Annotated in this window: 21 protein-coding genes and 1 tRNA gene; 7 read left to right on the top strand and 15 right to left on the bottom strand. The window is 69.3% G+C overall.

Annotated elements, in window-relative coordinates:
* Positions 1–3 precede the first annotated feature (3 nt).
* Positions 4–3,291 carry an error-prone DNA polymerase gene (locus tag BMY74_RS13210; RefSeq protein WP_089915017.1) on the top strand — a complete coding sequence of 1,096 codons (3,288 nt, stop codon included), beginning with the start codon at positions 4–6 and terminating at the stop codon, positions 3,289–3,291.
* 2 nt (positions 3,292–3,293) lie between these two features.
* Here the strand turns inward: BMY74_RS13210 and BMY74_RS13205 are convergent, their stop codons facing one another.
* Positions 3,294–3,989 (bottom strand): hypothetical protein, encoded by a 696-nt coding sequence (locus BMY74_RS13205; RefSeq protein WP_143091561.1) that lies wholly within the window; start codon positions 3,987–3,989, stop codon positions 3,294–3,296.
* Between the two features lie 203 nt (positions 3,990–4,192).
* Here BMY74_RS13205 and BMY74_RS13200 point away from each other — a divergent pair, with 203 nt between their 5' ends.
* Complete coding sequence (locus tag BMY74_RS13200; protein WP_089915728.1) at positions 4,193–5,056, top strand: helix-turn-helix domain-containing protein; 864 nt, start codon at positions 4,193–4,195, stop codon at positions 5,054–5,056.
* Positions 5,053–5,259, top strand: a complete 207-nt coding sequence (locus tag BMY74_RS13195; RefSeq protein WP_245786093.1) for a DUF397 domain-containing protein — start codon at positions 5,053–5,055, stop codon at positions 5,257–5,259. Before BMY74_RS13200 ends, BMY74_RS13195 begins: the two co-directional genes overlap by 4 nt.
* 84 nt (positions 5,260–5,343) lie before the next feature.
* Here BMY74_RS13195 and BMY74_RS13190 read toward each other — a convergent pair whose 3' ends face one another.
* From BMY74_RS13190 to BMY74_RS13180, 3 genes are all read right to left on the bottom strand, one after another.
* Entirely contained in the window at positions 5,344–7,272 is a 1,929-nt protein-coding gene (locus BMY74_RS13190) for a DUF8189 domain-containing protein (RefSeq protein WP_177229724.1), read from the bottom strand.
* 211 nt (positions 7,273–7,483) lie between these two features.
* Positions 7,484–7,555, bottom strand: a tRNA-Arg gene (locus BMY74_RS13185).
* Positions 7,556–7,770: 215 nt separating this feature from the next.
* Positions 7,771–8,343 carry a dihydrofolate reductase family protein gene (locus tag BMY74_RS13180; RefSeq protein WP_342716758.1) on the bottom strand — a complete coding sequence of 191 codons (573 nt, stop codon included), beginning with the start codon at positions 8,341–8,343 and terminating at the stop codon, positions 7,771–7,773.
* Positions 8,344–8,408: 65 nt separating this feature from the next.
* Between BMY74_RS13180 and BMY74_RS13175 the strand changes: the two genes are divergently transcribed.
* Positions 8,409–8,981: a TetR/AcrR family transcriptional regulator gene (locus tag BMY74_RS13175; protein WP_089915009.1), complete on the top strand. Its 573-nt coding sequence runs from the start codon at positions 8,409–8,411 to the stop codon at positions 8,979–8,981.
* Here the strand turns inward: BMY74_RS13175 and BMY74_RS13170 are convergent.
* The 3 genes from BMY74_RS13170 to BMY74_RS13160 are packed head-to-tail and all read right to left on the bottom strand — an operon-like array spanning position 8,971 to position 11,043.
* The gene (locus tag BMY74_RS13170; RefSeq protein WP_371927508.1) at positions 8,971–9,291 is read right to left on the bottom strand and encodes a DUF3017 domain-containing protein; all 321 of its coding nucleotides are present in this window, start codon (positions 9,289–9,291) and stop codon (positions 8,971–8,973) included. The two genes, BMY74_RS13175 and BMY74_RS13170, sit on opposite strands and share 11 nt — an antisense overlap.
* The gene (locus tag BMY74_RS13165) at positions 9,278–10,126 is read right to left on the bottom strand and encodes a bifunctional methylenetetrahydrofolate dehydrogenase/methenyltetrahydrofolate cyclohydrolase (protein ID WP_089915006.1); all 849 of its coding nucleotides are present in this window, start codon (positions 10,124–10,126) and stop codon (positions 9,278–9,280) included. The genes BMY74_RS13170 and BMY74_RS13165 overlap by 14 nt, the downstream gene beginning before the upstream one ends.
* Positions 10,123–11,043, bottom strand: coding sequence for a DMT family transporter (locus tag BMY74_RS13160; protein ID WP_089915003.1), 921 nt, complete (start codon positions 11,041–11,043; stop codon positions 10,123–10,125). The genes BMY74_RS13165 and BMY74_RS13160 overlap by 4 nt, the downstream gene beginning before the upstream one ends.
* Before the next feature lie 139 nt (positions 11,044–11,182).
* Between BMY74_RS13160 and BMY74_RS13155 the strand changes: the two genes are divergently transcribed.
* A complete protein-coding gene (locus BMY74_RS13155; protein WP_089915000.1) occupies positions 11,183–13,882 on the top strand; it encodes a TNT domain-containing protein in 2,700 nt (899 codons plus the stop codon).
* On the opposite strand, the gene BMY74_RS13150 is transcribed toward BMY74_RS13155, so the two are convergent.
* A complete protein-coding gene (locus BMY74_RS13150) occupies positions 13,868–14,467 on the bottom strand; it encodes a pentapeptide repeat-containing protein (protein WP_425434834.1) in 600 nt (199 codons plus the stop codon). The two genes, BMY74_RS13155 and BMY74_RS13150, sit on opposite strands and share 15 nt — an antisense overlap.
* A 92-nt stretch (positions 14,468–14,559) precedes the next feature.
* Here BMY74_RS13150 and BMY74_RS13145 point away from each other — a divergent pair, with 92 nt between their 5' ends.
* Both BMY74_RS13145 and BMY74_RS13140 read left to right on the top strand, forming a co-directional pair.
* Complete coding sequence (locus BMY74_RS13145) at positions 14,560–15,540, top strand: malate dehydrogenase (protein ID WP_089914997.1); 981 nt, start codon at positions 14,560–14,562, stop codon at positions 15,538–15,540.
* A 24-nt stretch (positions 15,541–15,564) separates the two neighbouring features.
* Positions 15,565–16,377 carry an inositol monophosphatase family protein gene (locus tag BMY74_RS13140; RefSeq protein ID WP_089915713.1) on the top strand — a complete coding sequence of 271 codons (813 nt, stop codon included), beginning with the start codon at positions 15,565–15,567 and terminating at the stop codon, positions 16,375–16,377.
* Here BMY74_RS13140 and BMY74_RS13135 read toward each other — a convergent pair.
* The 7 genes from BMY74_RS13135 to BMY74_RS13105 form a co-directional block, all read right to left on the bottom strand.
* Positions 16,374–16,565: a DUF1918 domain-containing protein gene (locus BMY74_RS13135; RefSeq protein WP_089914994.1), complete on the bottom strand. Its 192-nt coding sequence runs from the start codon at positions 16,563–16,565 to the stop codon at positions 16,374–16,376. The two genes, BMY74_RS13140 and BMY74_RS13135, sit on opposite strands and share 4 nt — an antisense overlap.
* A gap of 96 nt (positions 16,566–16,661) precedes the next feature.
* A complete protein-coding gene (locus BMY74_RS13130; protein ID WP_089914991.1) occupies positions 16,662–17,009 on the bottom strand; it encodes a hypothetical protein in 348 nt (115 codons plus the stop codon).
* 43 nt (positions 17,010–17,052) lie between these two features.
* A complete protein-coding gene (locus tag BMY74_RS13125; protein WP_089914988.1) occupies positions 17,053–18,024 on the bottom strand; it encodes an ABC transporter ATP-binding protein in 972 nt (323 codons plus the stop codon).
* Entirely contained in the window at positions 18,021–18,818 is a 798-nt protein-coding gene (locus tag BMY74_RS13120) for an ABC transporter permease (RefSeq protein WP_089914985.1), read from the bottom strand. The genes BMY74_RS13125 and BMY74_RS13120 overlap by 4 nt, the downstream gene beginning before the upstream one ends.
* On the bottom strand, positions 18,811–19,521 hold the full coding sequence (locus tag BMY74_RS13115) for an ABC transporter permease (protein WP_245786092.1): 711 nt from the start codon (positions 19,519–19,521) through the stop codon (positions 18,811–18,813). Before BMY74_RS13115 ends, BMY74_RS13120 begins: the two co-directional genes overlap by 8 nt.
* Before the next feature lie 112 nt (positions 19,522–19,633).
* Positions 19,634–21,010, bottom strand: a complete 1,377-nt coding sequence (locus BMY74_RS13110; protein ID WP_245786091.1) for a serine/threonine-protein kinase — start codon at positions 21,008–21,010, stop codon at positions 19,634–19,636.
* 38 nt (positions 21,011–21,048) lie between these two features.
* On the bottom strand, positions 21,049–21,996 hold the full coding sequence (locus BMY74_RS13105; RefSeq protein WP_245786090.1) for an SdiA-regulated/phytase-like domain-containing protein: 948 nt from the start codon (positions 21,994–21,996) through the stop codon (positions 21,049–21,051).
* Positions 21,997–22,055: the final 59 nt, after the last annotated feature.

Below are 22,055 nucleotides of genomic sequence, written 5' to 3'. Positions count from 1 at the left end.
TCGATGGGCTGGAATAACCCGCCCGTCCGCTGGGGCGAGCTGGAGCGGGCTCTCTCCGGCAAGCCGGGCAAGCAGAAACCCGACGGCGGCGACAGCCCGGCGTGGTCGTGGCGCCGCGACCGGTACACCGCCCCGCCGGGTTTCCGGCTGCGCGCGGACGAGATGGCGGTCACCCGCAAGCGCGTGCCGTACGCGGAACTGCACTGCCACTCCAACTTCAGCTGGCTCGACGGCGCGAGCCACCCGGAGGAGCTGGTCGAGGAGGCGCAACGGCTCAAGCTCGACGCCATCGCGATCACCGACCACGACGGCATGTACGGCGTGGTGCGGTTCGCCGAGGCCGCCAAGGAGCTCGGCATGCACACGATCTTCGGCGCCGAGCTGAGCATCGGTCTGAGCAGGCCCGCCAACGGCGAACCGGACCCCGAGGGCGACCACCTGCTCCTCCTGGCGCGCAAGCAGGAGGGCTACCACGCGCTGTGCCGCACGCTCACCACCGGCCACCTCGACGACGGCGCCGAGAAGGGCAAGCCCGTCTACGACGTCGACCAGGTCGTGGCCGACACCAAGGGCGACGTCGTCGTGCTCACGGGCTGCCGCAAGGGAACCGTCCGCCGGGCACTCGCGCGAGAAGGCCCGGAGGCGGCGTTCGAGGAGATCGTCAAGCTCACCGACATGTTCGGCAAGGGACGCGTCTACGTCGAGCTGACCGACCACGGCCTGCCGGAGGACAGCAGGCGCAACGACATCCTCAACGCGATGGCGCAGAAGCTGCAACTCCCCGTCGTGGCAACGAATGCGGCGCACTACGCGACGCCGAGCCGTGGCAGGCTCGCCGCCGCGATGGCCGCCGTGCGCGCGCGGAGCAGTCTCGACGACATGGCCGGCTGGTTGCCGCCGTCCCCCGCCGCGTTCCTGCGCAGCGGCGAGGAGATGTTCCACCGGTTCCGCCGCTTTCCCGGTGCCGTGCACAACGCCGCGTTGCTCGGCATGCAACTGGCGTTCGACCTGAGGCTGGTCGCGCCGAAGCTGCCGCCGTTCGACGTGCCCCGCGGCCACACCGAGATCAGCTGGCTGCGCGAGCTCACCTACGAGGGCGCGCGCCGCCGGTACGGCGACCACCACGAGAAGGCGTACCGGCAGATCGAGCACGAGCTCCGGATCATCGAGCAGCTCGGCTTCCCCGGCTACTTCCTCGTCGTGCACGACATCGTGAAGTTCTGCAAGGACAACGACATCCTCTGCCAGGGCAGGGGCAGCGCGGCGAACTCCGCGGTGTGCTTCGCGCTCGGCATCACCAACGTCGACGCGGTCCGCTTCGAGCTGCTCTTCGAACGGTTCCTCGCGCCCGCCCGCGACGGCCCTCCCGACATCGACGTCGACATCGAGTCCGACCGGCGCGAGGAGGTCATCCAGCACGTCTACTCCAAGTACGGGCGCAGGCACGCGGCGCAGGTCGCGAACGTCATCACCTACCGCGCCCGTTCCGCGGTGCGCGACATGGCCCGCGCGCTCGGCCACTCGCCGGGCCAGCAGGACGCGTGGAGCAAGCAGATCGACAGGTGGGGCCCGCTCGGCGTCACCACCGACGACTGCGACATCCCGCGTGACGTGCTGGAGCTGTCCGCACAGCTGGAGAACTTCCCACGTCACCTCGGCATCCACTCCGGCGGCATGGTGATCTGCGACCGCGCCGTCAGCGAGGTGTGCCCGGTGGAGAAGGCGCGCATGGACAAGCGCACGGTCCTGCAGTGGGACAAGGACGACTGCGCGTCCATCGGCCTGGTGAAGTTCGACCTGCTCGGCCTCGGCATGCTCTCCGCGCTGCACTACGCCATCGACCTGGTCCGCGACCACGAGGGCGTCGAGGTCGACATCGGGCACCTCGACCTCAACGACCAGCGCGTCTACGAGATGCTGCAGAAAGCCGACTCCGTGGGCGTCTTCCAGGTGGAGAGCCGCGCGCAGATGGCGACGCTGCCCAGGTTGAAGCCGCGCGAGTTCTACGACCTGGTCGTCGAGGTCGCGCTGATCAGGCCGGGCCCGATCCAGGGCGGCTCGGTGCACCCGTACATCCGGCGCCGCAACGGGACCGAGAAGTGGGACTACGACCACCCGTTGCTGGAGAACGCGCTGAAGAAGACCTACGGCGTGCCCCTGTTCCAGGAACAGCTCATGCAGATCGCGGTGGACGTGGCGGACTTCACCGCGGCCGAGGCCGACGAACTGCGCCGCGCGATGGGCGCCAAGCGTTCCACCGCCCGCATGGAACGCCTGCGCGACCGCTTCTACGAGGGCTGCGCCCAGAACGGCATCGGTGAGGAACTCGCCGGCCGCATCTACGCGAAACTGCTGGCGTTCGCCAACTTCGGCTTCCCGGAGTCGCACGCCCTGTCGTTCGCGCACCTGGTGTTCGTGAGCGCGTGGTTCAAGCTCTACCACCCGGCGGCCTTCTGCGCGGCCCTGCTCAGGGCCCAGCCGATGGGCTTCTACTCACCGCAGTCACTGGTGATCGACGCCCGCCGCCACGGCGTGACGGTCCACGGCCCGTGCGTGAACCGCTCACTGCCTTGGGCGGGCCTGGAACCGTGCGAGGGAGCGCAGGCCGTCCGCATCGGCCTGGCCGCGATCCGCGGCGTGGGAGACGCGGACGCCGAGAAGATCGTTGCCGCACAACCGTTCCGCGACATGGAGGACTTCGGCACCCGCGTCCAGCTCACCGCCACCCAGGTGGAGGCCCTGGCCACAGCGGGCGCGTTCGCCTGCTTCGGCCTGGAACGCCGCGAGGCGCTCTGGGCCGCGGGCGCCGTGGCCGCCATCAGGTCCGACCGCCTACCGGGCACCGTCGTGGGCGTGGACGCGCCCGCACTGCCCGGCATGGACGACGTGGAGCTGGCCGTGGCGGACGTCTGGGCCACGGGCCTGTCCCCGGACAGCTTCCCGACCCAGTTCGTGCGGTCCACATTGGACTCGATGGGTGCACTCCCGGTGACCGCGCTGGGCGATGTCGAACCAGGCACGCGAGTGCTGATCGGCGGCGCGGTCACACACCGGCAGCGTCCGGCGACCGCGGGCGGCGTCACGTTCCTGAACATCGAGGACGAGACGGGGATGGTGAACGTCGTGTGCTCGCCGGGACTGTGGGCGCGGTACCGGCGGGTGGCGCGGAGCAGCGGCGCGATGCTCGTGCGGGGCGTGGTGGAGTCGGCGGAGGGCGTGGTCAGCGTGCTGGCGGACCGCCTGCAGCACCTCGACCTGCGCATCCCGTCGAAGTCGAGGGACTTCCGCTGACCTCAGGCGCTCCTGGTGTCGCGCGGCCGCAGGTGGCGGACCACCGGTGGCCGGAGCAGGCGGATCCAGGCCTGGGTCTGCGTCTCCTTGTTCACCGCTTCCACCTGGCGGTACGTCTTGGCGCGGCTCAGCTCGTTGTGCCGGATGACGTCGTCGAAGAACCAGGCCGAGCTGATGATCGCGAGGGCCGCCGAGGAGCTGCCCAGGGCGGTTTTGAGGACGTCGGAGTCAAGCAGTCGGAAGGTGTGGTTGATGGCGGACCCGGTCACACCGTGCAGGTCGAAGTTGACCTCGCCCGCGTGCAGGGCGAGCCGCAGCCGTATCCGTTCCCTCGGCGGGTGCAGCCGGTTGTGCGATGACAACGCCTCGACCAGCGCGTCCGGGAGGTGGTCCGCGAACAACCTCTTGCGCACGTCCGCGGAGGCGAGGACGAGCACGCCGTCTCCTCTGTCCTCGCGGCGGCACTCGGACCAGGGGATGCCGGCGGCGTCGAAGGAGGCGCGCATCGCCTCGTACATGCCGTGCCGGAGCCGGACCTGGTTGGCGTTGTTCCTGTGGTGCTGCCCGAAACCCTCGATGTCCGCCGCGATGATCGTGCAGTGCGCCGTGTTGAGCAACAGGCGTTCGTCTTCGGTCTCCACCAGCAGATCGCTGTGTCCCGAGAGGCGCACCGCCTCGGGTAAGGGCCCGCTCGTCATCGCTCTCTCCCCTTGCGCCTCGGGTGGCAAGCGTCGTTCCGCAGAATGCAACCTCGTGGCGACGATAAGGCGGTGGTTCGGGCCTGCGCCAGAGTAACCAGATGATTGTGTGGTTACCGTAACCTGAAAGAGGACCAGTTTGATGAACCGCGTGATATACCTGTGCAGGTTCACCTGAGCAGATGCCGCCGAAGGGGGAGGTCATGCCGAGTCCGGCATCACCCGTCGTCGCTGGCTGGGAACTCGCGCTCCGGTTGAGGGAGCAGCGGGAGAGGAAGAAGATCGAGGTCAGCGCCATCACCAGTGCGCTGGGTTTCACCCGCAACTACTGGTCCGCGGTCGAGAACGAGCGCAAGATCCTCTCCGAGGAGAACCTGGTCGCGGCCTTGGACCTCCTCGAGTTCGACGAGGACGAGCGGCCGGAACTGCTCGACCTGCGCCTGGCGGCCAAGGAACGTGGCTGGTGGACGCAGTACGGGACGTTGCTGGACGGCGATCTCCAGCGGCTCATCGGTCTTGAGGCCGGCGCCGAGAGGATTCGGTACTACGAGAGCCTCCTCATCCCGGGCATGCTCCAGACGGAGGAGTACACCAGGGGGATCATGGAGCCGGACGGCACCATTCGTCCGGTTGATGTGGATCAGCGCGTCGAGGTCCGAGTTCGGCGTCAGGAACGACTCACCGGAGAAGCGCCACTGCGGGTGGTCGCGGTCATGAGTGAGGCGGCGCTCCGGCAGCAGATCGGCGGGCCCGCCGTGCTGCGTCGCCAGTTGGAACACCTGGTGCGCAGCATCGAGGGGAACAGGGCCGGCCTCGAGGTTCGCATCATCCCGTTCACGGCGAAGGCGTGCGGGCTGTTCGGCGCGGCGACCATTCACCTGCTCGACTTCCCCGGCGACAGGCTGCCGACCGTGATGTTCCAGGAGACCGTCACGACGAGGGACATCACTTTCGACGCCGTTCGGGTGGCGGAGATCAGCAACACCTACGAGAGTGCGCTCGAACGCACGCTCTCCCCCCAGAAGTCCCTGGAAAAAATTCAACAGTGCATTGAGGAGCTGGATTGATCGGCCAGAAGGTCTCGGCGTCCCCCCGCGAGTGGAGCGGATGGTTCACGAGCAGCTACACCAATGCTTCGGGTAGTTGTGTCGAGGTCAACCTGGGTGCTCACAGCGTCTTGGTGCGCGACAGCAAGGACCGGCGTGCCGACCAGCCCGTCATGCGGGTCTCCTCGGCCGCCTGGACGTCGTTCGTGAAACAGGTCTGCTGATTCGGCGAGCCTCGTCCTGCACAGCCACTGGAGCAGGAGCCAGGAGTTGAACGGCCGGGCACCTCGTGCCCGGCCGTTGCTCATTCAGCTCCCGCAGACCTGCCAGGTGCCGAACGCGCCCGAAGGCCCCACCGAGGTCTGCTTCCGCTCGTACAGCTTCGCGTCCGGCCCGACGACCAGCACCCGCACGAACCCCATGGCGTCACGGACGGCAGCAGGCCCGATCTCCGCGTACCCGCCAAGGTCTTCCCAAGGCGCGAACGTGTCACCGGAAGTCTGACGCGCCACGCTGATGCCGTACCCGTCGTTGCGCGCGAACGCCAGCACACGGGCAGCCGAACCGCCGGACGTCACCGCGGAGACCGGGCCGACGCCGCCCTGCCCGCCGAGGTGGGCGAGTGCGCTGAACGTGCCGTTGCTCGAGCCCTCGGCGACCGTGCCGATGGCGCCGTCGGTGTGTTCGCGGACGAGCACGCGGACCTTGTTGCCGTCCATGGTGAAGCTTGGTGCGTGGGTGCACTCCACAGCGCCGATGGACTTGTACGCGAGTGACGCGCCGGGGTTCTGCTCCCAGTGGTCGACCTGGCCGTTGGCGTCGCCGAACAGGTGCAGGCGGCCGGTCGTCGAGGTGAGGCCGACGGGTGGCGACACGATCATGGCGGTGTTGCCGGACAGCGCGATCCAGCCGCTGAACGAGCCGTCGGGGTTCTGCCAGGCGTTGCTGATGCCGTTGGCCCCGTTGACGGCGAACAGTTCCAGGACGCCGTCGCCGCTGAGGACGAGGCCCGGCGTGCCCAGTGCGGGTGTGGCGCCGTCCGGGTTGCCGACGTCGGTCCAGGTGTCGAAGCCGCCGCCCGGTGCGGACTGGCCGGCCACGAGGATCGAGCCGGTGTCCAGGTCCAGCACGGCGATGTGCACGAGTCCCGACCCGTTGAGCGCCACGGCGACACCCGGTGCGAACGTGCCGGCGCGCAGCAGGACGGGGCCGGTCCAGGCGCCGTTGACGGGCTGGTGCCACCACATGATCGAGTCACCGGCGGCGACGAACGCGTGCAGCGTGCCCGTGCCGTCGGTGATCGCCCACGGCGCTGCCACCGGCCACCGGTGGTAGTTGCGGAACACGTGGCCGTCGAACGTGGGACCGGTGACCGGGTCGTGCGCGGCATAGGCCTGGTAGGCCTCGGACTTCGGCCCGGCCAGTGCCGCGGGCACGTTGATCGGTGACGCGCCGATGTTGTAGCAGCGGTACCGCGTCAGCAGTGCGAAGCCGCGGGCGTCCGTGCCTTCGTAGGCCTTCACGGCCCTCGTCGCGAACCTCGCCGCGTGGATGTGGTCGTTGTGCTCGTCGAACTGGCCCGCGAAGCCGTCGTTCGGCGACGGGTCCTGGATGCGGATCATCGTCGGCTGGAACTCCTCGAGCAGCGCGAGGAGCACGTTGTTCACGTCGGCCTGGTTGTACCACTGCTGGACCTGGACCGGCCCACCCGTCGGGATGATCACCGGTGCGACGTGGTTCGGGTCCTCCCAGAGCTTCTTGAGCGACTCGTTGTGCTCGGGAAGCGGATCGCCGCCGTCGGGGATGTTGAGGTAGAGCAACTGGACGTTCGGCGCTCCGACGAGGGTGTCGATCTCGAGGATCATGGTCGCGACCTCTTTGGTGCCGCGGGTCCAGTTGTTCGGTTGGCCGGCGAGCTTCGCGTAGGCGGAGCGCTGGCCCTCCTGGACGCTCGCGGACAGTTCCTCGCGCGAGAGGCCTCCGGCCCCCTCGTTCTGGTCCGCGGTCAGCACGATCGTCCGCACCGGCAGTCCGGAGAGGACGGACGGCTGGATGTCCGGGTTGATGAACAGCAGGTCGTCGTCCGTGTGCGCGATGATGGTGACGAAGCTGCCGTCATCCGGCAGGTTCGCCGCGCTCGACGCCGCGGCGAGCGCGGCACCGGTGTTCGGAAGGGCGGTCGCGGCTGCCGCGGTGGCGCCCGCGAGCAGGACTGTGCGACGGCTGACGCAGGTCATGAGAATCCCCCCAGATTCGTTTCGGTTCAGCGAAACAGAAGACGCGTCGGTCCGGGGGAGGTTGCACGGTCGGATCAGACTTGTGGGTGACGGATGGGCCTCGTTCGGCCCATCCGCCGTGTCCACTCCAAGTTGTCGGATGCCCGCGAGTCGAACGCGGTGTTTCCTCATCCCAAATGAGGCGGGTTGCCGTCTCCCTCGCATCCGCGAGTACCCCTGCCAGGAGTCGAACCTGAATCTCGGCGTTCGTAGCGCCGCACTCTCTCCATTGAGCTACAAGGGCAAGATAAATGCGCAACAAAAAGAGAGCCGCCCTGGTCGGTTTCCCGACGGGCGGCTCCCGCAGTGGCCTGACATCACGCCACTACAAGGAGCTCACCTGCGCGAACGGTCGCGACGACGGTCGGCGCTGCGGCGTGCTGGTCATCGCGGTCCCCTTTCGGCTCGGTGTGTGCAACGAGTATTGCGGCGGGCCGGGCCCGCCGTCAATCGTTTATTTCAGGCGCGTTCGTAGGTCATGAACGAAACTCCGCTCTCGAACAGCCGTGCGTCGGTGCGCCGGAACTTCCTGATGTCGGCTTTTCCGTCGAACAACGGGATTCCGCGCCCGAACACCACCGGGTGGATCTTCAGCAGCAGCGCGTCGATCTCGGGCAGCAGTTCGGCGGCCAGCTTGCCGCCGCCGCACAGCCAGATGTCGAGACCGTCCTCCTGCTTGAGCGACCGCACGCGCCCGATGACGTCCTCGTGGATCACCTCGACGTCGTCAGGCGTGTCGCTCACCTGTGCCGAGACGACGAACTGGCGCAGGTGCGCGTACGGCGAGGCCAGCCCGCCGGGCACCTGGTAGGTGTGGCGGCCCATCAGCACCGTGTCGAAGTGCCGGTTCGGCGCGTCGGTCAGCCCGACCAGGTCACGGGCCTGGCTGGGCACCGTCTCCGGGTAGTGCGCGTTGATGCCGGCCATGTGGTCGCCCTCGAAGACGAACCCGTCGAAGGTCCCGTCCTCGGCCGCGATGTACCCGTCGAGCGTGACGGCCACGTAGTAGACGAGCTTTCGCAAAACGATCATCCCCTCAGTCGCGTAAACCACGACAACTGTAGTACTATGGCTGTAGTGGTTGTCAAGGAGGAAACGTGGTCCGGAACGAGGCACGGCGCACGGCCCTGCTGGACGCGGCGATCGACGTCCTGGCCGAGGAGGGCGCGCGGGGGCTGACCTACCGCGCGATCGACGCGAAGGCGGAGGTGCCGGCGGGCACGGCGTCGAACTACTTCGCGAACCGCGACGAGCTGATGTCCGCGGTGATGATGCGCGTGCACATCAGGCTCATGCCGTCGGACGAGTCGGTCGCGGAGTCGCTCAGCGCGCCGCGCGACCAGGCGCTGAGCCTGAAGTTCATGCACGACATCATCAAGCGGGCGGACGCCGACAAGGCGTGCTACCTCGCGATGATGGAGCTGCGGCTGGAGGCCACGAGGAGGCCGGACCTGCGGGCCTCGCTCACGAAGACGATGGCCGAGGGCATCGAGTTCAACGTCGCGTTCAACGAGGAGTCGGGGCTGCCGGGCGACCGGATGGCCGTCATGATCCTGTACTTCGCGATGACGGGGTTCATCTACGAACGGCTGACGCTGCCGGACGCGGCGGCGTCAGCCGTGGACCTCGACGAGTTCGTCGAGGTCCTGGTCGACCGCGCTATCGGCTGAGCGGGCCGCCGGTGATCGTCAGGGCGACGGCGATCACCACGACGCCCAGCGTCGAGTAGAGGAACGCGTCCATACCGCGGCCGCGGATCTTGATCAGACCCGCCTGCTCGTCGGTCACGAGGATCCGCAGCACGGCCGCGACCAGCAACGACACGCCGAGCAGCACGGCGCCCTGCCGCCAGTGGTACTGGAAGATCCGCACGAGCCCGAGCGCGCCGACCCCCAGCACCAGCGCGAACGGCAGGTGCTTGCCGGGACCGGAACGCCAGCGGGTCTCGCCCATGAGCGCCTGCGCGTCAGACCGCTGCATGGGCGCGCTCGGCGGCTTCAACGGTGTTGGTGAGCAGCATCGCGACCGTCATCGGGCCGGCGCCACCGGGGATCGGGGCGAGCCAGCCGGCGACCTCGCGCACCTCGGGGGCCACGTCGCCGACGAGGCCCGCCTCGGTGCGGGTGATGCCGACGTCGACGACGGCCGCGCCGGGCTTGACCATGTCCGCCGTGATCAGACCGGGGCTGCCCGCGCCCGCGATCACGATGTCCGCGCGGCGCACCTCGGCGGCCAGGTCCTTCGTGCCGGTGTGGCACAGCGTCACGGTGGCGTTCTCGGAACGGCGGGTCAGCAGCAGGCCGATCGGGCGGCCCACGGTGACGCCGCGGCCGACCACGGTGACGTTCGCGCCGGCGAGCGGCACGTCGTAGCGGCGCAGCAGCTCCACGATGCCGCGCGGGGTCGCGGGCAGCGCCGCCTCCTCGCCGAGCACGAGCTTGCCGAGGTTGACGGGGTGCAGGCCGTCGCCGTCCTTGGCCGGGTCGATGCGCTCCAGGATCGCGTTCGCGTTCAGGTGCTTCGGCAGCGGCAGCTGGACGATGTACGCGGTGACCTCGGGGTTCGCGTTCAGCTCGTCGATGACGGCTTCCAGCTCCTCCTGCGTCGTCGACTCGGGCAGGTCGCGCCGGATCGACTTGATGCCGACCTTCTCGCACGCGCGGTGCTTGCCCTTGACGTACGAGTGCGAGCCGGGGTCGTCGCCGACCAGCACGGTGGCCAGGCCGACCGAGCCGGGCAGCGCGGCGACCCGCGCCTTGAGGTCCTCGAACAGCGCGTTCCGGGTTTCGTTGCCGTTGAGCAGCGTCGCAGTCACGCCCTCATCCTCCCACTGGGCAGCGCGGCGACGCCCACCGACACCAGCGTCAGCACCACGCCGACGAGCGTCGGCAACGCCAGGTGCCCGCTCACCGCGTCGAGCAGCACGGCCCCGATGAGCTGGCCGCACACGCCGCACAGACCCACCATCAGCACGCCGATGAACCGCACCGACACGATCGCGCCACCGACACCGACGATGCCCAGCAGGCCGCCGAGGTAGAGCCACCAGCCAGAGGGGAACTCACCGGGGACCCCGCTCCACGTCACCGCGTTGACCAGCAGCAACGCCGCCGTGCCCACGCTGAAGTTCACCAGGATCGTCGCCATCGAGTTGTCGGCGGCCTCGCGCACCAGCCCGTTCACCGCCTGCTGCCAGCCCATCAGCAGGCCCGCGACCAGCGGCAGCACCGCGAGCCACAACCCGCCGGGGGACGTGAACTGGTCCGACACCGCGATCGTGACGGCGACGACACCGACGGCCGCCCCGGCGACACGGGTCCTCGTGATCGGCTTCGGCTCGCCGGGCCCGACCCCGAGGTTGTCCACGACCATGCTGCTCACGACCTGCCCGATCACGACCGCGACCGTGAACACCGCCACACCGATCGTCGCGACCGCGAGCCCCTGCGAGCCCACCAGCACCGCGCCGCTGATCCCGCCGACGCACTCCCACCAGCGGATGCGGCGCCCGCGCAGCGCGTCCCGCAGCCGCAGGAGGCCGTCGCGGCCGGACTGTCGGGTCAGGACCACCGCGAGCAGCACGAACCACCCGCCGGCGAACGAGATCAACGCCGCCACCAGCCCGTTGCCGAGCGACTGGGCGAGCGAACCGTTGACGCGCGCCTGCACCGCGATCGCCACACCGCCCGCCGCCGCCAGCAGACCGCCGGTCACCTGCGCGGACCGCGTCACAGCGCCTCCAGAGGGGTCGAGGGGTGTTCTTGATCAGCTTTAACCTTGCACGTCGACCACGTTATGGTCGGGCCTCCACCGTTCGGCGCAGTGGCGGGGGACGTGTGCGATCCGGCGAGTTGCGGGGGAAGATGTTGGCGTGTCCGAGCCGAAGCCGTTGAACCCGACCGAGCAGGACGCTCTCGTCAAGCAGATCGGCCTGACTCTGATGCGGGCCGCACCAGAGGACTGGCGAAGCGTGATCGCCCAGTACCGAGCCACCGGCCGGTACTTCGAACTGGAGGCCGAGCTCCGCCTGCAGGACGGGAGCAAGCGCGCCTGGCAGGCGCCGCAGGAGGTGGCCTCGCTGTTCGCGCGGCTGCGTGCCGGCATGCACCGCGAAGGCCGTGGCAGCTGGACCAACGCCCGCTACCAGCTCGACCACCCGTCGAGCTACAACCTCGACTTCGACCGCGCCGAGCCGAGCTGGCAGACGCCTCCTCCGCAGCAGGCGTACGTCGACGAGATGCGGTTCTTCCCGCGTGCCGAGGAGAACGTCCCCGACTGGCTGCGCCGCAGGCTGAACCCGCCGACGCCGGCGTTCCGCACCGTCCGCGTGTTCGACGGCGCCGGACCGGGCGGCCGTCCGTCGGTCAACCGGCCGCCGGTGCCCGAACCCGAGGTCGCGCCGCTGCTCGCGTACCTGTCGAACGCCCCGGTCGCCGTGGCCGGACGCGGCTTCGACAACGACGTGCTGCACCCGGACGCGCCGCCGGTCGTGCCGTCCGGGTTCCAGACCGACGGTGTGTGGATCTGGCCCGCCGGGGTCGCGTACTACCTGCGCAAGTACGGCGTGCCGCCCGAGCCCGAGCTGGTCGAACGCGCGCGTGGAGCCGGGTTCGCCCTGCCGGAGGTCTCGGAGGAGTCGAGGCTCGCCGCCGCCGCGAACCTGGGGGCGCCCGCCGCGCCTCCCGGCACCGTGGTGCCCGTGCCGGTCGAGCCCGAACCGAAGCGCGAACCGGAGCGCAAGCCGCAGCCCGAACCCGCCGCCGAGGAGACGCAGTACGTCGCGGCGCCGAAGTTCGAGGCCGAGCAGGAGGCGGCGGAGGAGCCGGAGGAGGAGTACGACTTCGAGCCCCTCTACCCGGAGCCGCCGCGCGCCGCCGAGCAGCCCCGGCCCGAGCCGGAGCCGGACCTCGGCGAGACGATCGCGGTGGCCGCGCCGCCGCTCGCCGGTGACGGGCCGCCCTACCGGGTGGTCTTCGACTCCGACGGCGTGCCGGACACGGTCGACGACAGGACGTTGCGCGACACCTACGGCGCGGGCATGGACCTCTTCGCGCCGCACCCGGCCGACCTGGAGGAGGAGCCGGCCGCCGAGGTCGTCCCCGAGGCCGCTCCGGAACCCGTCGCCGAGAAGCCGAACGAAACGGAACCCGAGGACGAACGTCACGACGTGGACGTTCCCGAGGAACCCGAGATCCCCACCGCGGGGCCCGACGAGCCCGAGCTCCTCACGCACCACCGGGAGGCCGAGCTCACCGACCACATCGAGGCGGAGCCAGAACTCCTCACGCACCACCGCGAAGCAGAGGTCACCGACCACATCGAGGCCGAGACCGAGGAACGCCCGCGCGACGCCATGCAGGACACGATGGCGTGGAGCCCGGTCCTCGACGAGCCGCTCGAGAGCCCGGCCGAGGTCACCGAGGAACACCCGGTCGTCCCGGTCGCCGAGGACGAGCCCGACCTCGCCGAAGAGGAGATCGAGTCGACGACGTCGTTCGAGGCGGCGAAGTTCGACGAGGAGTTCGAGACCCGTTTCGACTCCCGGCTCGACTCGCACTTCGAGCCGGAGCCCGAGGCTCCGCCCGTGGTCGCCGCCGTGCCCGTGGCGGCCGTCGCGCCCGCTCCGACGCGTTCGGAGGAGACCACCCAGTTCGACGCGGCGCTGTTCAACGAGCCCGAACCGGAGCCGGAACCCGAGCCCGAACCGGAACCGGTGAAGCCGCCGCGGCAGGTCACGCAGGAGGAGGACCGCGAACTGGCGGGCACCCGCCGCGCGCTGGACGACCTGAACGTGCCGCACGGCGTGTTCCGGATCGGCGGCGAACCGGCCGACCGCACCTGGACGCTGCGCCTCGAGGGCGACAGCTGGGAGGTCGCCTGGTTCGACCACGGCCCCAAGAACCCGGTGCGGTTCGACAAGGTCGAGGACGCGTCGGCGTACCTGATCGGCAGGCTGGTGCTGGGCAACTTCCGCACGATCCCGCCGAGGGGCGCTCCGCAACGGCCGATGACCAACGGCTTCCGCGAGGAACCGCCGCGCCGTCCCGTGCCGCCGCAGCGCCCGCCGATGCCGCCGCAGACCCCGCCCGCGCCGATGCCGCAGGCCGCGCCGATGCCGCAGGCCGCGGCCCCGACGCAGGTGCAGTCCGTGCCGCCTCCCGCACCGCAGCAGGCACCGTCGCCGGTCGCCGCCGCCGTGGCGCAGGAGGAACCGGCGAAGCGGAAGTTCCCGATCTCGCCGCTCGCGGGCGAGCCGCCGCTCACGTTGTTCCGCCACAAGCAGATGTTCGAGCTGCCGGCGGGCACCGAGGTCGACCGCTACGGCGACCAGACCGGCAACCTCGTCTACGTGGCGGGCACGCCGTTCCCGGAACGCAGCCTCGTGCCGTCGTGGATCAACCGCCCGTACCGCGTGTACCGGTTGCGCCGCCCGCTCGAGGTGCTGACCGGCGTGGCCGTGCCGTGGTTCGAGCAGCCGGGCGGCGGCACCGCCTACCTGCTGCCGAAGGCCGTCGAGGAGATGGTCGCGGACGGCGTCCTGGTGGAGATCACGGGATCAGCTGACAACTAGGCCGTAGGCCGCGGCGAAAGCGATCGCCGTGTCGACGTCGATCAGGGCTCCGGCGAGCTTCGCCTGCCGGAGCCCGTTCGCGTCGATCTTCGCCCCGCGCAGGTCCGCGCCGTCGAGCTTCGCGTCGAGCAGCCGGGCGCCCATCAGGTCGGCCTGGCTCAGGTCGGTGTTGCGCAGGTCGGCCTCGCTCAGGTTCGTCTCGCGGAACCGCTGACCACCGAGCTTCAGGTCGTGCAGCGGTGCCTTCACGAACGACGCCAGCGTGAAGTCCACCTCGGTGAAGGTGATCGGCCGCAGCACGCAGTCGACGAAGTTCGACCCCATGAGGCTGCACGAGTCGAACGACGAGCGGGTCAGCACGGTGCGGTCGAAGGTGCACTGCCGGAACGCCGTCGCGTGGTGCCTCGACTCGCCGAGGTCCGTCCGGGTGAAGTCGCACCGGGTGAACGTGCACCCGCTCGTCACCAGTGAGCGGAGATCGGCTTCGGTGAAGTCGCAGTCGGTGAAGGACCGCTTCTCCCACTGCTGATCAGGCAGGTTGGCGTCGGCGTAGTCCTCGCCGACCTCTTCGACCAGGTTGTCCACTCTCACACTCTCGCAGAACCCCCGTGTTGGTAACGTGCGGGACGCCGGGCGACCTGCCCGACGTCAACGAGGACCGTCATTCGGGAAGGCTCATGACCCGCACGCCCGTGAACGTCACTGTCACCGGTGCCGCCGGCCAGATCGGCTACGCACTGCTGTTCCGCATCGCTTCCGGCCACCTGCTCGGCCCGGACACCCCGGTCAACCTGCGGCTGCTGGAGATCACCCCGGCGCTGAAGGCCGCCGAGGGCACCGCGATGGAGCTCGACGACTGCGCCTTCCCGCTGCTCAAGGGCATCACGATCACCGACGACGCGAAGACCGCGTTCGACGGCGTGAACGTGGCCCTGCTCGTCGGCGCCCGCCCCCGCACCAAGGGCATGGAGCGCGGCGACCTGCTCGAGGCCAACGGCGGCATCTTCAAGCCGCAGGGCGAGGCGATCAACGCCGGCGCCGCGGACGACGTGAAGGTGCTCGTGGTCGGCAACCCGGCCAACACCAACGCCCTCATCGCCCAGCAGCACGCGCCGGACGTCCCGCGCGAGCGCTTCACCGCGATGACGCGCCTGGACCACAACCGCGCCCTGTCGCAGCTCGCCAAGAAGCTGGGCGTCGCGGTCACGGACATCCAGAACATGACGATCTGGGGCAACCACTCGGCCACCCAGTACCCGGACCTGTTCCACGCCAAGGTCGGCGACAAGACCGCCGCCGAGGCCGTGAACGACCAGGCGTGGCTCGAGAACGACTTCATCCCGACCGTCGCCAAGCGCGGTGCGGCGATCATCGAGGCCCGTGGCGCGTCTTCCGCCGCGTCTGCCGCGAACGCCGCCATCGACCACATCTACGACTGGGTCAACGGCACCGAGTGGACCTCGATGGCCATCCCGTCGGACGGCTCGTACGGCGTGCCCGAGGGCATCATCTCGTCGTTCCCCGTCCGCACCTCGGGCGGTTCGTACGAGATCATCCAGGGCCTGGAGATCGACGAGTTCTCGCGCGCCCGCATCGACGCCTCGGTCGCCGAGCTCGTCGAGGAGCGCGACGCGGTCAAGGGTCTCGGCCTGATCTGAGTTCTTCGTGGCAGGGTGGGGAACGTGCTGATCCCTTGGGACGTTCCCCGGCCACAGCTCTCCGATGACGTACACCCGGCGCTCGCTGACGCCGCCCGCGCGGCGTCAGCGGCGTACGGGCGTGCCCGAACTCTGCACACGCGCCTCGAACTCCGCGAGGAAGTCGCGGACGGCGCCGACGGAACACCGACGATGCGCGTCGACCGCATCGTCGAGGACGCGATCCTGGAGTCCATCCACCGCAATCGCGTGAACCTGCTCTCCGAAGAGGCCGGGTTCGTCGACAACGGCTCCTCGATCACCCTCGTCATCGACCCGGTCGACGGGTCCGCGAACGCCGCGTTCGGCGTGCCTCTCTCGTGCTTCGCCGGCGCGCTCGTGGAAGACGGCACGGCGAAAGAAGCCCTCACGACGTGGTTCGACACGGGCCGTGCGTGGCATGCGCGCGCAGGAGTGCCGACGGCGTTCCGCACCACCGGCCGCACGACGTTGAAGGGCGCGTCCGTGTGCCTGATGCGTCCGAAGACAGGCACTCAGGACGCGTGGCTGCGCATCGCGAACAGCGCGGACCGCATCCGTGTGCTGTGCACGACCTGCCTGGAGACCATGCTGGTCGCGGAGGGCACGGTCGACGCGTTCATCGATCCCGGCAGCGACACGCACCGCATCATGGACCTCGCGACGGCACTGGTCACCGTCCCCGCGGCGGGCGGGGTGCTGGTCGACCTGCACGGGCGGCCGTTCACGTTCGAGCCCGACCTGACCCACCGGTGGTCGGGCGTGGCGGCAGCGACTCCTCAGCTGGCCGAGGAGCTGATCGCGACCGTGCTGGGTTAGACGGAGCCCCGCGGCTCGACGACGCAGTCGGGTCCGGGGAACACCAGACCTTCGTGCCCGTCGTTGAAGCGGACGAGGTACGGCGGATGTCCGTCGGTCCCGCGCACTTCGAGGATCTCGCCGAGGCGCTCCTCGAGTCCGATGGAACGGCTGTGGACGTGAAGCCTGTCACCCACTGTTGCTTGCATGGTGCTGCAACACCTCCGGTGTGCGGCGTGAGGCCTGCGCGATGAACGCGCTAAAGCCTAAGCCGCCACCGGAGGAGCGCAACAGGGCTCAAGTGCTCATCCGCCGCAGGCGGCCGACACCTTCGCGACGAGGTCGGCCTTCTGCTGCACCCAGTCCGCCGCGGAGCTGACGTTCTGCATGCCGTTGGCCGCTTCTTCGAGAGCCTTCTTCACCTGCTCGTCCGGCGCGGAGTTCGCCAGCGTCTCGAGCTCCTTCGCCTTGGCCTGGGTGTCCTCCAGCGCCTTCTGCGGGTCGCTCATGTCCGGCGAGAAGCCCACCAGCTGAACCGCGTCGGCGCACAGCTTCACCTTGTCCGCGGTGTCGCTGACCCCCTGGAGCGTGTCGCAGGCCGTCAGGCTGCCCAACGCGATGGCGGCTGCTGCCAGCGTTCCGACTACGCGCATTCGCTCTCCTTGCCCGAACTGTCCGGTTCTGTTGGTTACGACTCTACCGATGTGCGTCTTGATCGAGTTGGCGTTGGTAGAGCTTGCGGATGACGTCGTCGATCTCGGGCTCCACGACGGCCAGGTCGTGGACCTCCACCTGCCGCACCACCTGCGTGATCAACTGCGCCGCCGTCGTCTCCGCTCTCCTGAACGTGAGGTGGTGTCGCAATCCGCCCGCCTCGCTGCGCACCGCCGTTACTCCTGGGACGTCCGGCGCAGGTCCGGGTTCCCTGAGGTCGATGACCAGCTCGCGCTCCGGCGTGACCTCGGCGCGCAGCTCGTCCAGCGGGCCGTCGGCGAGCACCCGGCCGTGGTCGATCACCATGAGCCGCGGGCAGAGGCGTTCGATGTCGTCCAGGTCGTGCGTGGTGAGCAGGAGCGTCGTGCCGCGACGGGTGTTGAGGTCCGCGAGGAACTCCCTGAGGCGTTCCTTGGACTCCAGGTCCAGGCCGATCGTCGGCTCGTCCAGCACCAGGAGCTCCGGGGCGTGCAGCAGGGCCGCGGTGATCTCGCCGCGCATCCGCTGCCCCAGCGAGAGCTGCCGCACCGGGATCTGGAGGGTCTCCTGCAGGCCGAGCAGCTCCACGCACTCGTCGAGGCGCGCCCGGTGGTCCTGCGCCGACACCCGGTAGATGGACCTGAGCAGGTCGAAGCTGTCCTTCAGTGGCAGGTCCCACCAGAGTTGGCTGCGCTGGCCGAACACGACGCCGATGCGCCTCGCCAGGTCGCGCCGCTGCTTCGACGGGTCCACGCCGTTGACCGTGAGGTGGCCGCTCGTCGGGACCAGGATCCCGGTCAGCATCTTGATCGTCGTGGACTTGCCCGCCCCGTTCGGCCCGACGTAGCCGACGGCCTCGCCCGCGGCGACGTCGAACGTGACGCCGTCGACCGCCGTCACGGTCTTGTAGTTGCGCCGCAGGCCTTTCGACGTGGCGACCTTGAACTCCCTGCGGAGCTCCCTGACCTCGATCATGATCCCGTTCCCCGGTAGTGCCTGACCGCGAACCGCCACACCAGCGCGGCGACCCCCGCCGCCAGCGCCGCGACGAGCGGTGATGTCCAGCCCACCCAGCCGGGAAGGCCGAGCGGGTCCTGTCTGCCGAGCAGCGCGAGGCTCGGGTAGTACGCGACGAACGCCCCCGGCACGACGAACGCCATCAGCCACCGCAGCGGCCGCGAGTAGACGTTGATCGGGTACGACGTGAAGGCGTTGCTGCCGTAGGTGACCGCGTTGGCGAACTCGCGCCCCTCGACGATCCAGAAGCAGATCGAGCACGCCACCACCCAGACCGCGCTGTAGATGACCGCGCCCGCGACCGGCGTCAGGACCGTCAGCAGGACCTTCGCCGGCGACCAGTCGACCGGCACGTGCGCCAGCGCGTAGAACATGACCGCGAGCGCACCGGTGATCCGCCCGATCCTGCGCAGGCGGATGTCGGAGCACATGATCTGCGGCAACGTCCGGAGCGGCCGCATCAGCAGCACGTCGAAGCTGCCCGTGCGGATGTAGGTCGGCAGGTTGTCGAGCTGCCCGGCGAACAGGTCCGCGACCCCGAACGCCGCCCCCGCGAACGCGTACATGAGCAGCACTTCGTTCTTGGTGAAGCCGCCCAGCGCGTCGATCTGGGTGAACAGGACGAGGATGACGACCATCTCGTAGCCCTGCGCGATGACCTGCGTGACGAAGTCGATCGCGAACGACGCGCGGTACGACAGCTGGCTCCTGAGGCGCGCGCCGATGAGCTTGGGGTAGACGAACTCAGCCACCCTGCAACACCACCTTCCGCATGGCGCGCTGCAACGTGACATGGCCGATCCCCAGCATCACCACGGCCCAGAACGCCTGCAACAGCAGGAGTTCCCACGGATCGCCGTGCCCGAGGAACACGTCGATCGGAGCCTGCAGCACGGCCGGGAACGGCGTCATCCACAGCACGTCCCGCGCCCACCCCGGGAAGAACGCGATGGGCACCGTCAGGCCGCACAGCAGGCCCGACGAGACGTTCCAGAACCCGTACAGCCCCCGGTTGTCGAGCAGCCAGAACGAGCTGATGTCGATGAGGAACCGGAAGCCGAAGCTGATCACCAGCGCGAGCAGCGCGCTGATGCCGAACAACGGCCACTGCACGGCGTTCTGCGGGAACTGGAACGGGAACAGCAGCATGCCGAACACCATCGGCGGCACCAGCCGTGTCAGGAGGGCGTAGCCACCCCGCCCGACGTCCTCCGCGAGGAGGGCGCCTTGGAGGTTCCACGGCCTGTAAAGGTCTACTACTACGTCACCGGATCGCACGCGCTCGGCGAGCTCGTTGGTTCCCCACAACAGGACGAACCCGAGCAGCCCCTGCCCGATCCAGACGTACGTGTTGGCGGCAGCGATGTCGTAGTCCGCGATCTCCCCGTTCGCCGCCCGGAGAGCGGCGACGAGGATCGCGACCCGCAACAGGCCGAAGACCACGTTCGTGGTCATCCCGGCCAGCATCGCTTGTCGGTAGGTCGAGTACCTTCGGAATCCAGCAATGATCAAATCGGCGTGAACACGCACGTCGGTCTACGTTAGTGACCGTCGCAAGTGGATTTCTTCAGCTGCCGAACGCGCTGGTGACGACCTCGCCGGCCTCGGGCTGCTTCCCGAGGCAGAGGAAGTAGTTGCGCGTGCCGTCCTTGAACCCCACGGCAGACATCTCCCAGCCGGTGGTGTCGACGGTCGGCCGCGAGTTCGCCTTCATCGCCGCGGCCGTGCAGACGTCCTTCAGCTCGGGCGAGGCCATCAGCTCGTCGGAGTCGACCGCTGGGATCTCCCCGGAGAGCCAGCCGCCGGTGAAGGCCTCCCAGTAGTGCAGGTCGGAGCAGCTGGACACCTTCCGCGCGACCGCGGGCATGCCGCCGATGTTCGTGATGCCGCGGAAGCAGGTCGACTTCTCGATGCAGAACCCGCTGTCGCACTTCTTGAGGTAAGGCGGGATGTCCTCGGCTCCACCCGGCTGCGTCGTCGCCGGACCGGGCCCCTGCGCGTTCGACTGCTCCTTGCCACCGAACGGATTCAAGATCAGCACGCCCGCCACGACCACGGCGACCAGCCCCGCCGCGGCTGCGACCAGCGGCCACCTCCTGCTCTTCGGCGGGGGAGGCACCGGCACGGTCGGCGACCGCATCGGGTCGATCAGCTCGTCCCGCAGCTGTGCGGCACTGGGCGTGCGCAGGTTCGCGTCCGGGTGTAACGCCCGTGCCAGCGCCTCGTGCATCGCGGGCGGCACCCCCGGCACCGCGGGAACGGGCCGGCGCAGGATCTCGCCGAGCTGGTCGAACGACGTGATGGGCCACGGCACCGGGCGCGGCGGCTTGCCCGCGAGCAGCGTGTAGAGCGTGGCGGCGAGCGAGTAGACGTCGGCCTGCGGCGTCGGTTCCGCCATCGCGAACGCCTCGGGAGGCGCGTAGCTGGGGCTCAGGGCGTCCCGCGTGACCGTGCTGCCGCCCTGCGCGTCGAGCAGCGCCGCGAGCCCGAAGTCGGCGAGCTTCGGGGTGCCGTAGCGGTCGACGAGGATGTTGCCGGGCTTGATGTCCCGGTGCAGCACGCCTTCCTGGTGTGCCGCGGCGAGCGCGTCGGCGAGCTTGATGCCCAGGTCACGAACCTGGTCCGGGTGCAACGGCCCCCGCGCGTCGAGCTGGTCGGCGAGCGACCCGCCGGTGCACAGCTCCATGACGATGTAGGGCGTGCCCTGCGGCGTGATGTTCGCGTCGTGCACCCCGACGACGTGCGGATGCCCCGACAGCTTGGCGGCCGCCCGCGCCTCGCGCAGGAACCGCCTCCGGTCCCGTTCGTCCACGAGCACCCGGTTGTCGATCTTGACGGCGATGTCACGACCGAGTTGTGCCTGGTGGGCGGTGTAGACGGTGGCGAATCCGCCCGCGCCCAACGGTCTCAGGTCGGTCAGGCCGGGGATGTGGGGTGCGGTCACGCGCGGGAGCATAGTTCCGCACCCCGACAACCCGGCCGTTAGACCGTGCAGTTCAGCGAACCGCTCCTGATGGCGTGCTTGTCGGTGTTGTCGTCGTCCGCCCAGAGAGCGACCTTCTTGCCGTTGACGCAGTTCGGCGAAAGCGCAAAGCCTTCGAGGTTCACGCTCGGTAGCTTCGACGGCCGGTCGTACGTCGCCGTCACCTTGAACCTGCCGTCACTGACCGCGAGTGTGGTCGACCTGCCACTGCAGTTGTTGTCGCACGTGGCCCACAGCCTGTTGTTCTCCCACTCCAGGTCCATGACCTGCGCCTGCCCGCTCGCGAACTTCGAGACGAGCTTCGCCCCGCCGTCCTGCAGCGCGTACAGGAAGATCCCGCCGGTCGCCTCCAGCCCGACCGCGAACAACCCGGTCCCGTGACCCGGGTAGGCGGCGGGGTCGTAGAGCTTGCCGGTGTCGTCCTTGAAGCCCTGCGAGGTCAGGAACGAGTCGGGAATCCACGAGATCGCCTCAGGCCCGTCGTTCGGCTCGACCGACGGCATCCCCGGCAGCTTCCACTCCTTCTCGGTGCCGTTGCCGACCTTCAACACCATCGGCGAACTGACGTCACCGTTGTCGTTGTCCCGCTCGCTGACCACGAACAACCCGTCCGGCGTGCTCACGACACCTTCGGCGTCCGGGTCACCCGTACCGTTCCGGAACTTCAGCGACCGCTTCTGGTCGACCTTCCACGTACTCCCGCTCGGAACGAGCCGGTAGAGCGTCGACGGCCCGTTCTTCACGGCCCACACGACACCCGCACCCTCGAACGACAACCCGCTGAGGTTCTTCCCGAACACGTTCGACCCGTCAGCCGTCTGCGTGGCCGACCCACCGGGCCACGCCGTGGCCGCGTCCGCCGACATGGTCCCCAGACCGACCGCCAGGACCGCGAACACGCCGATCACCTTGATGCGCAACGGAACCGCCTTTCTCCCACGAGGCAAGGTCACACCTCGTGCGAACTGACGGCGGACGTCCAGTGCACCAGACGATGAACAGCAGG

This window comes from Lentzea albida (assembly GCF_900111005.1).
Taxonomy (GTDB): Bacteria; Actinomycetota; Actinomycetes; order Mycobacteriales; family Pseudonocardiaceae; genus Lentzea; species Lentzea albida.
This window is presented reverse-complemented; position numbering and strand designations above follow the sequence as displayed.

Bases quoted from the DNA above. Each gene is read 5' to 3' on its own strand.
- BMY74_RS13145 (WP_089914997.1), top strand. From the start codon at position 14,560: ATGACCCGCACGCCCGTGAACGTCACTGTCACCGGTGCCGCCGGCCAG.
- BMY74_RS13205 (WP_143091561.1), bottom strand. From the start codon at position 3,989: ATGACGAGCGGGCCCTTACCCGAGGCGGTGCGCCTCTCGGGACACAGC.
- BMY74_RS13200 (WP_089915728.1), top strand. From the start codon at position 4,193: ATGCCGAGTCCGGCATCACCCGTCGTCGCTGGCTGGGAACTCGCGCTC.
- BMY74_RS13125 (WP_089914988.1), bottom strand. From the start codon at position 18,024: ATGATCGAGGTCAGGGAGCTCCGCAGGGAGTTCAAGGTCGCCACGTCG.
- BMY74_RS13170 (WP_371927508.1), bottom strand. From the start codon at position 9,291: ATGCAGCGGTCTGACGCGCAGGCGCTCATGGGCGAGACCCGCTGGCGT.
- BMY74_RS13135 (WP_089914994.1), bottom strand. From the start codon at position 16,565: ATGCAAGCAACAGTGGGTGACAGGCTTCACGTCCACAGCCGTTCCATC.
- BMY74_RS13130 (WP_089914991.1), bottom strand. From the start codon at position 17,009: ATGCGCGTAGTCGGAACGCTGGCAGCAGCCGCCATCGCGTTGGGCAGC.
- BMY74_RS13115 (WP_245786092.1), bottom strand. From the start codon at position 19,521: ATGACCACGAACGTGGTCTTCGGCCTGTTGCGGGTCGCGATCCTCGTC.
- BMY74_RS13210 (WP_089915017.1), top strand. From the start codon at position 4: ATGGGCTGGAATAACCCGCCCGTCCGCTGGGGCGAGCTGGAGCGGGCT.
- BMY74_RS13190 (WP_177229724.1), bottom strand. From the start codon at position 7,272: ATGACCTGCGTCAGCCGTCGCACAGTCCTGCTCGCGGGCGCCACCGCG.
- BMY74_RS13180 (WP_342716758.1), bottom strand. From the start codon at position 8,343: ATGATCGTTTTGCGAAAGCTCGTCTACTACGTGGCCGTCACGCTCGAC.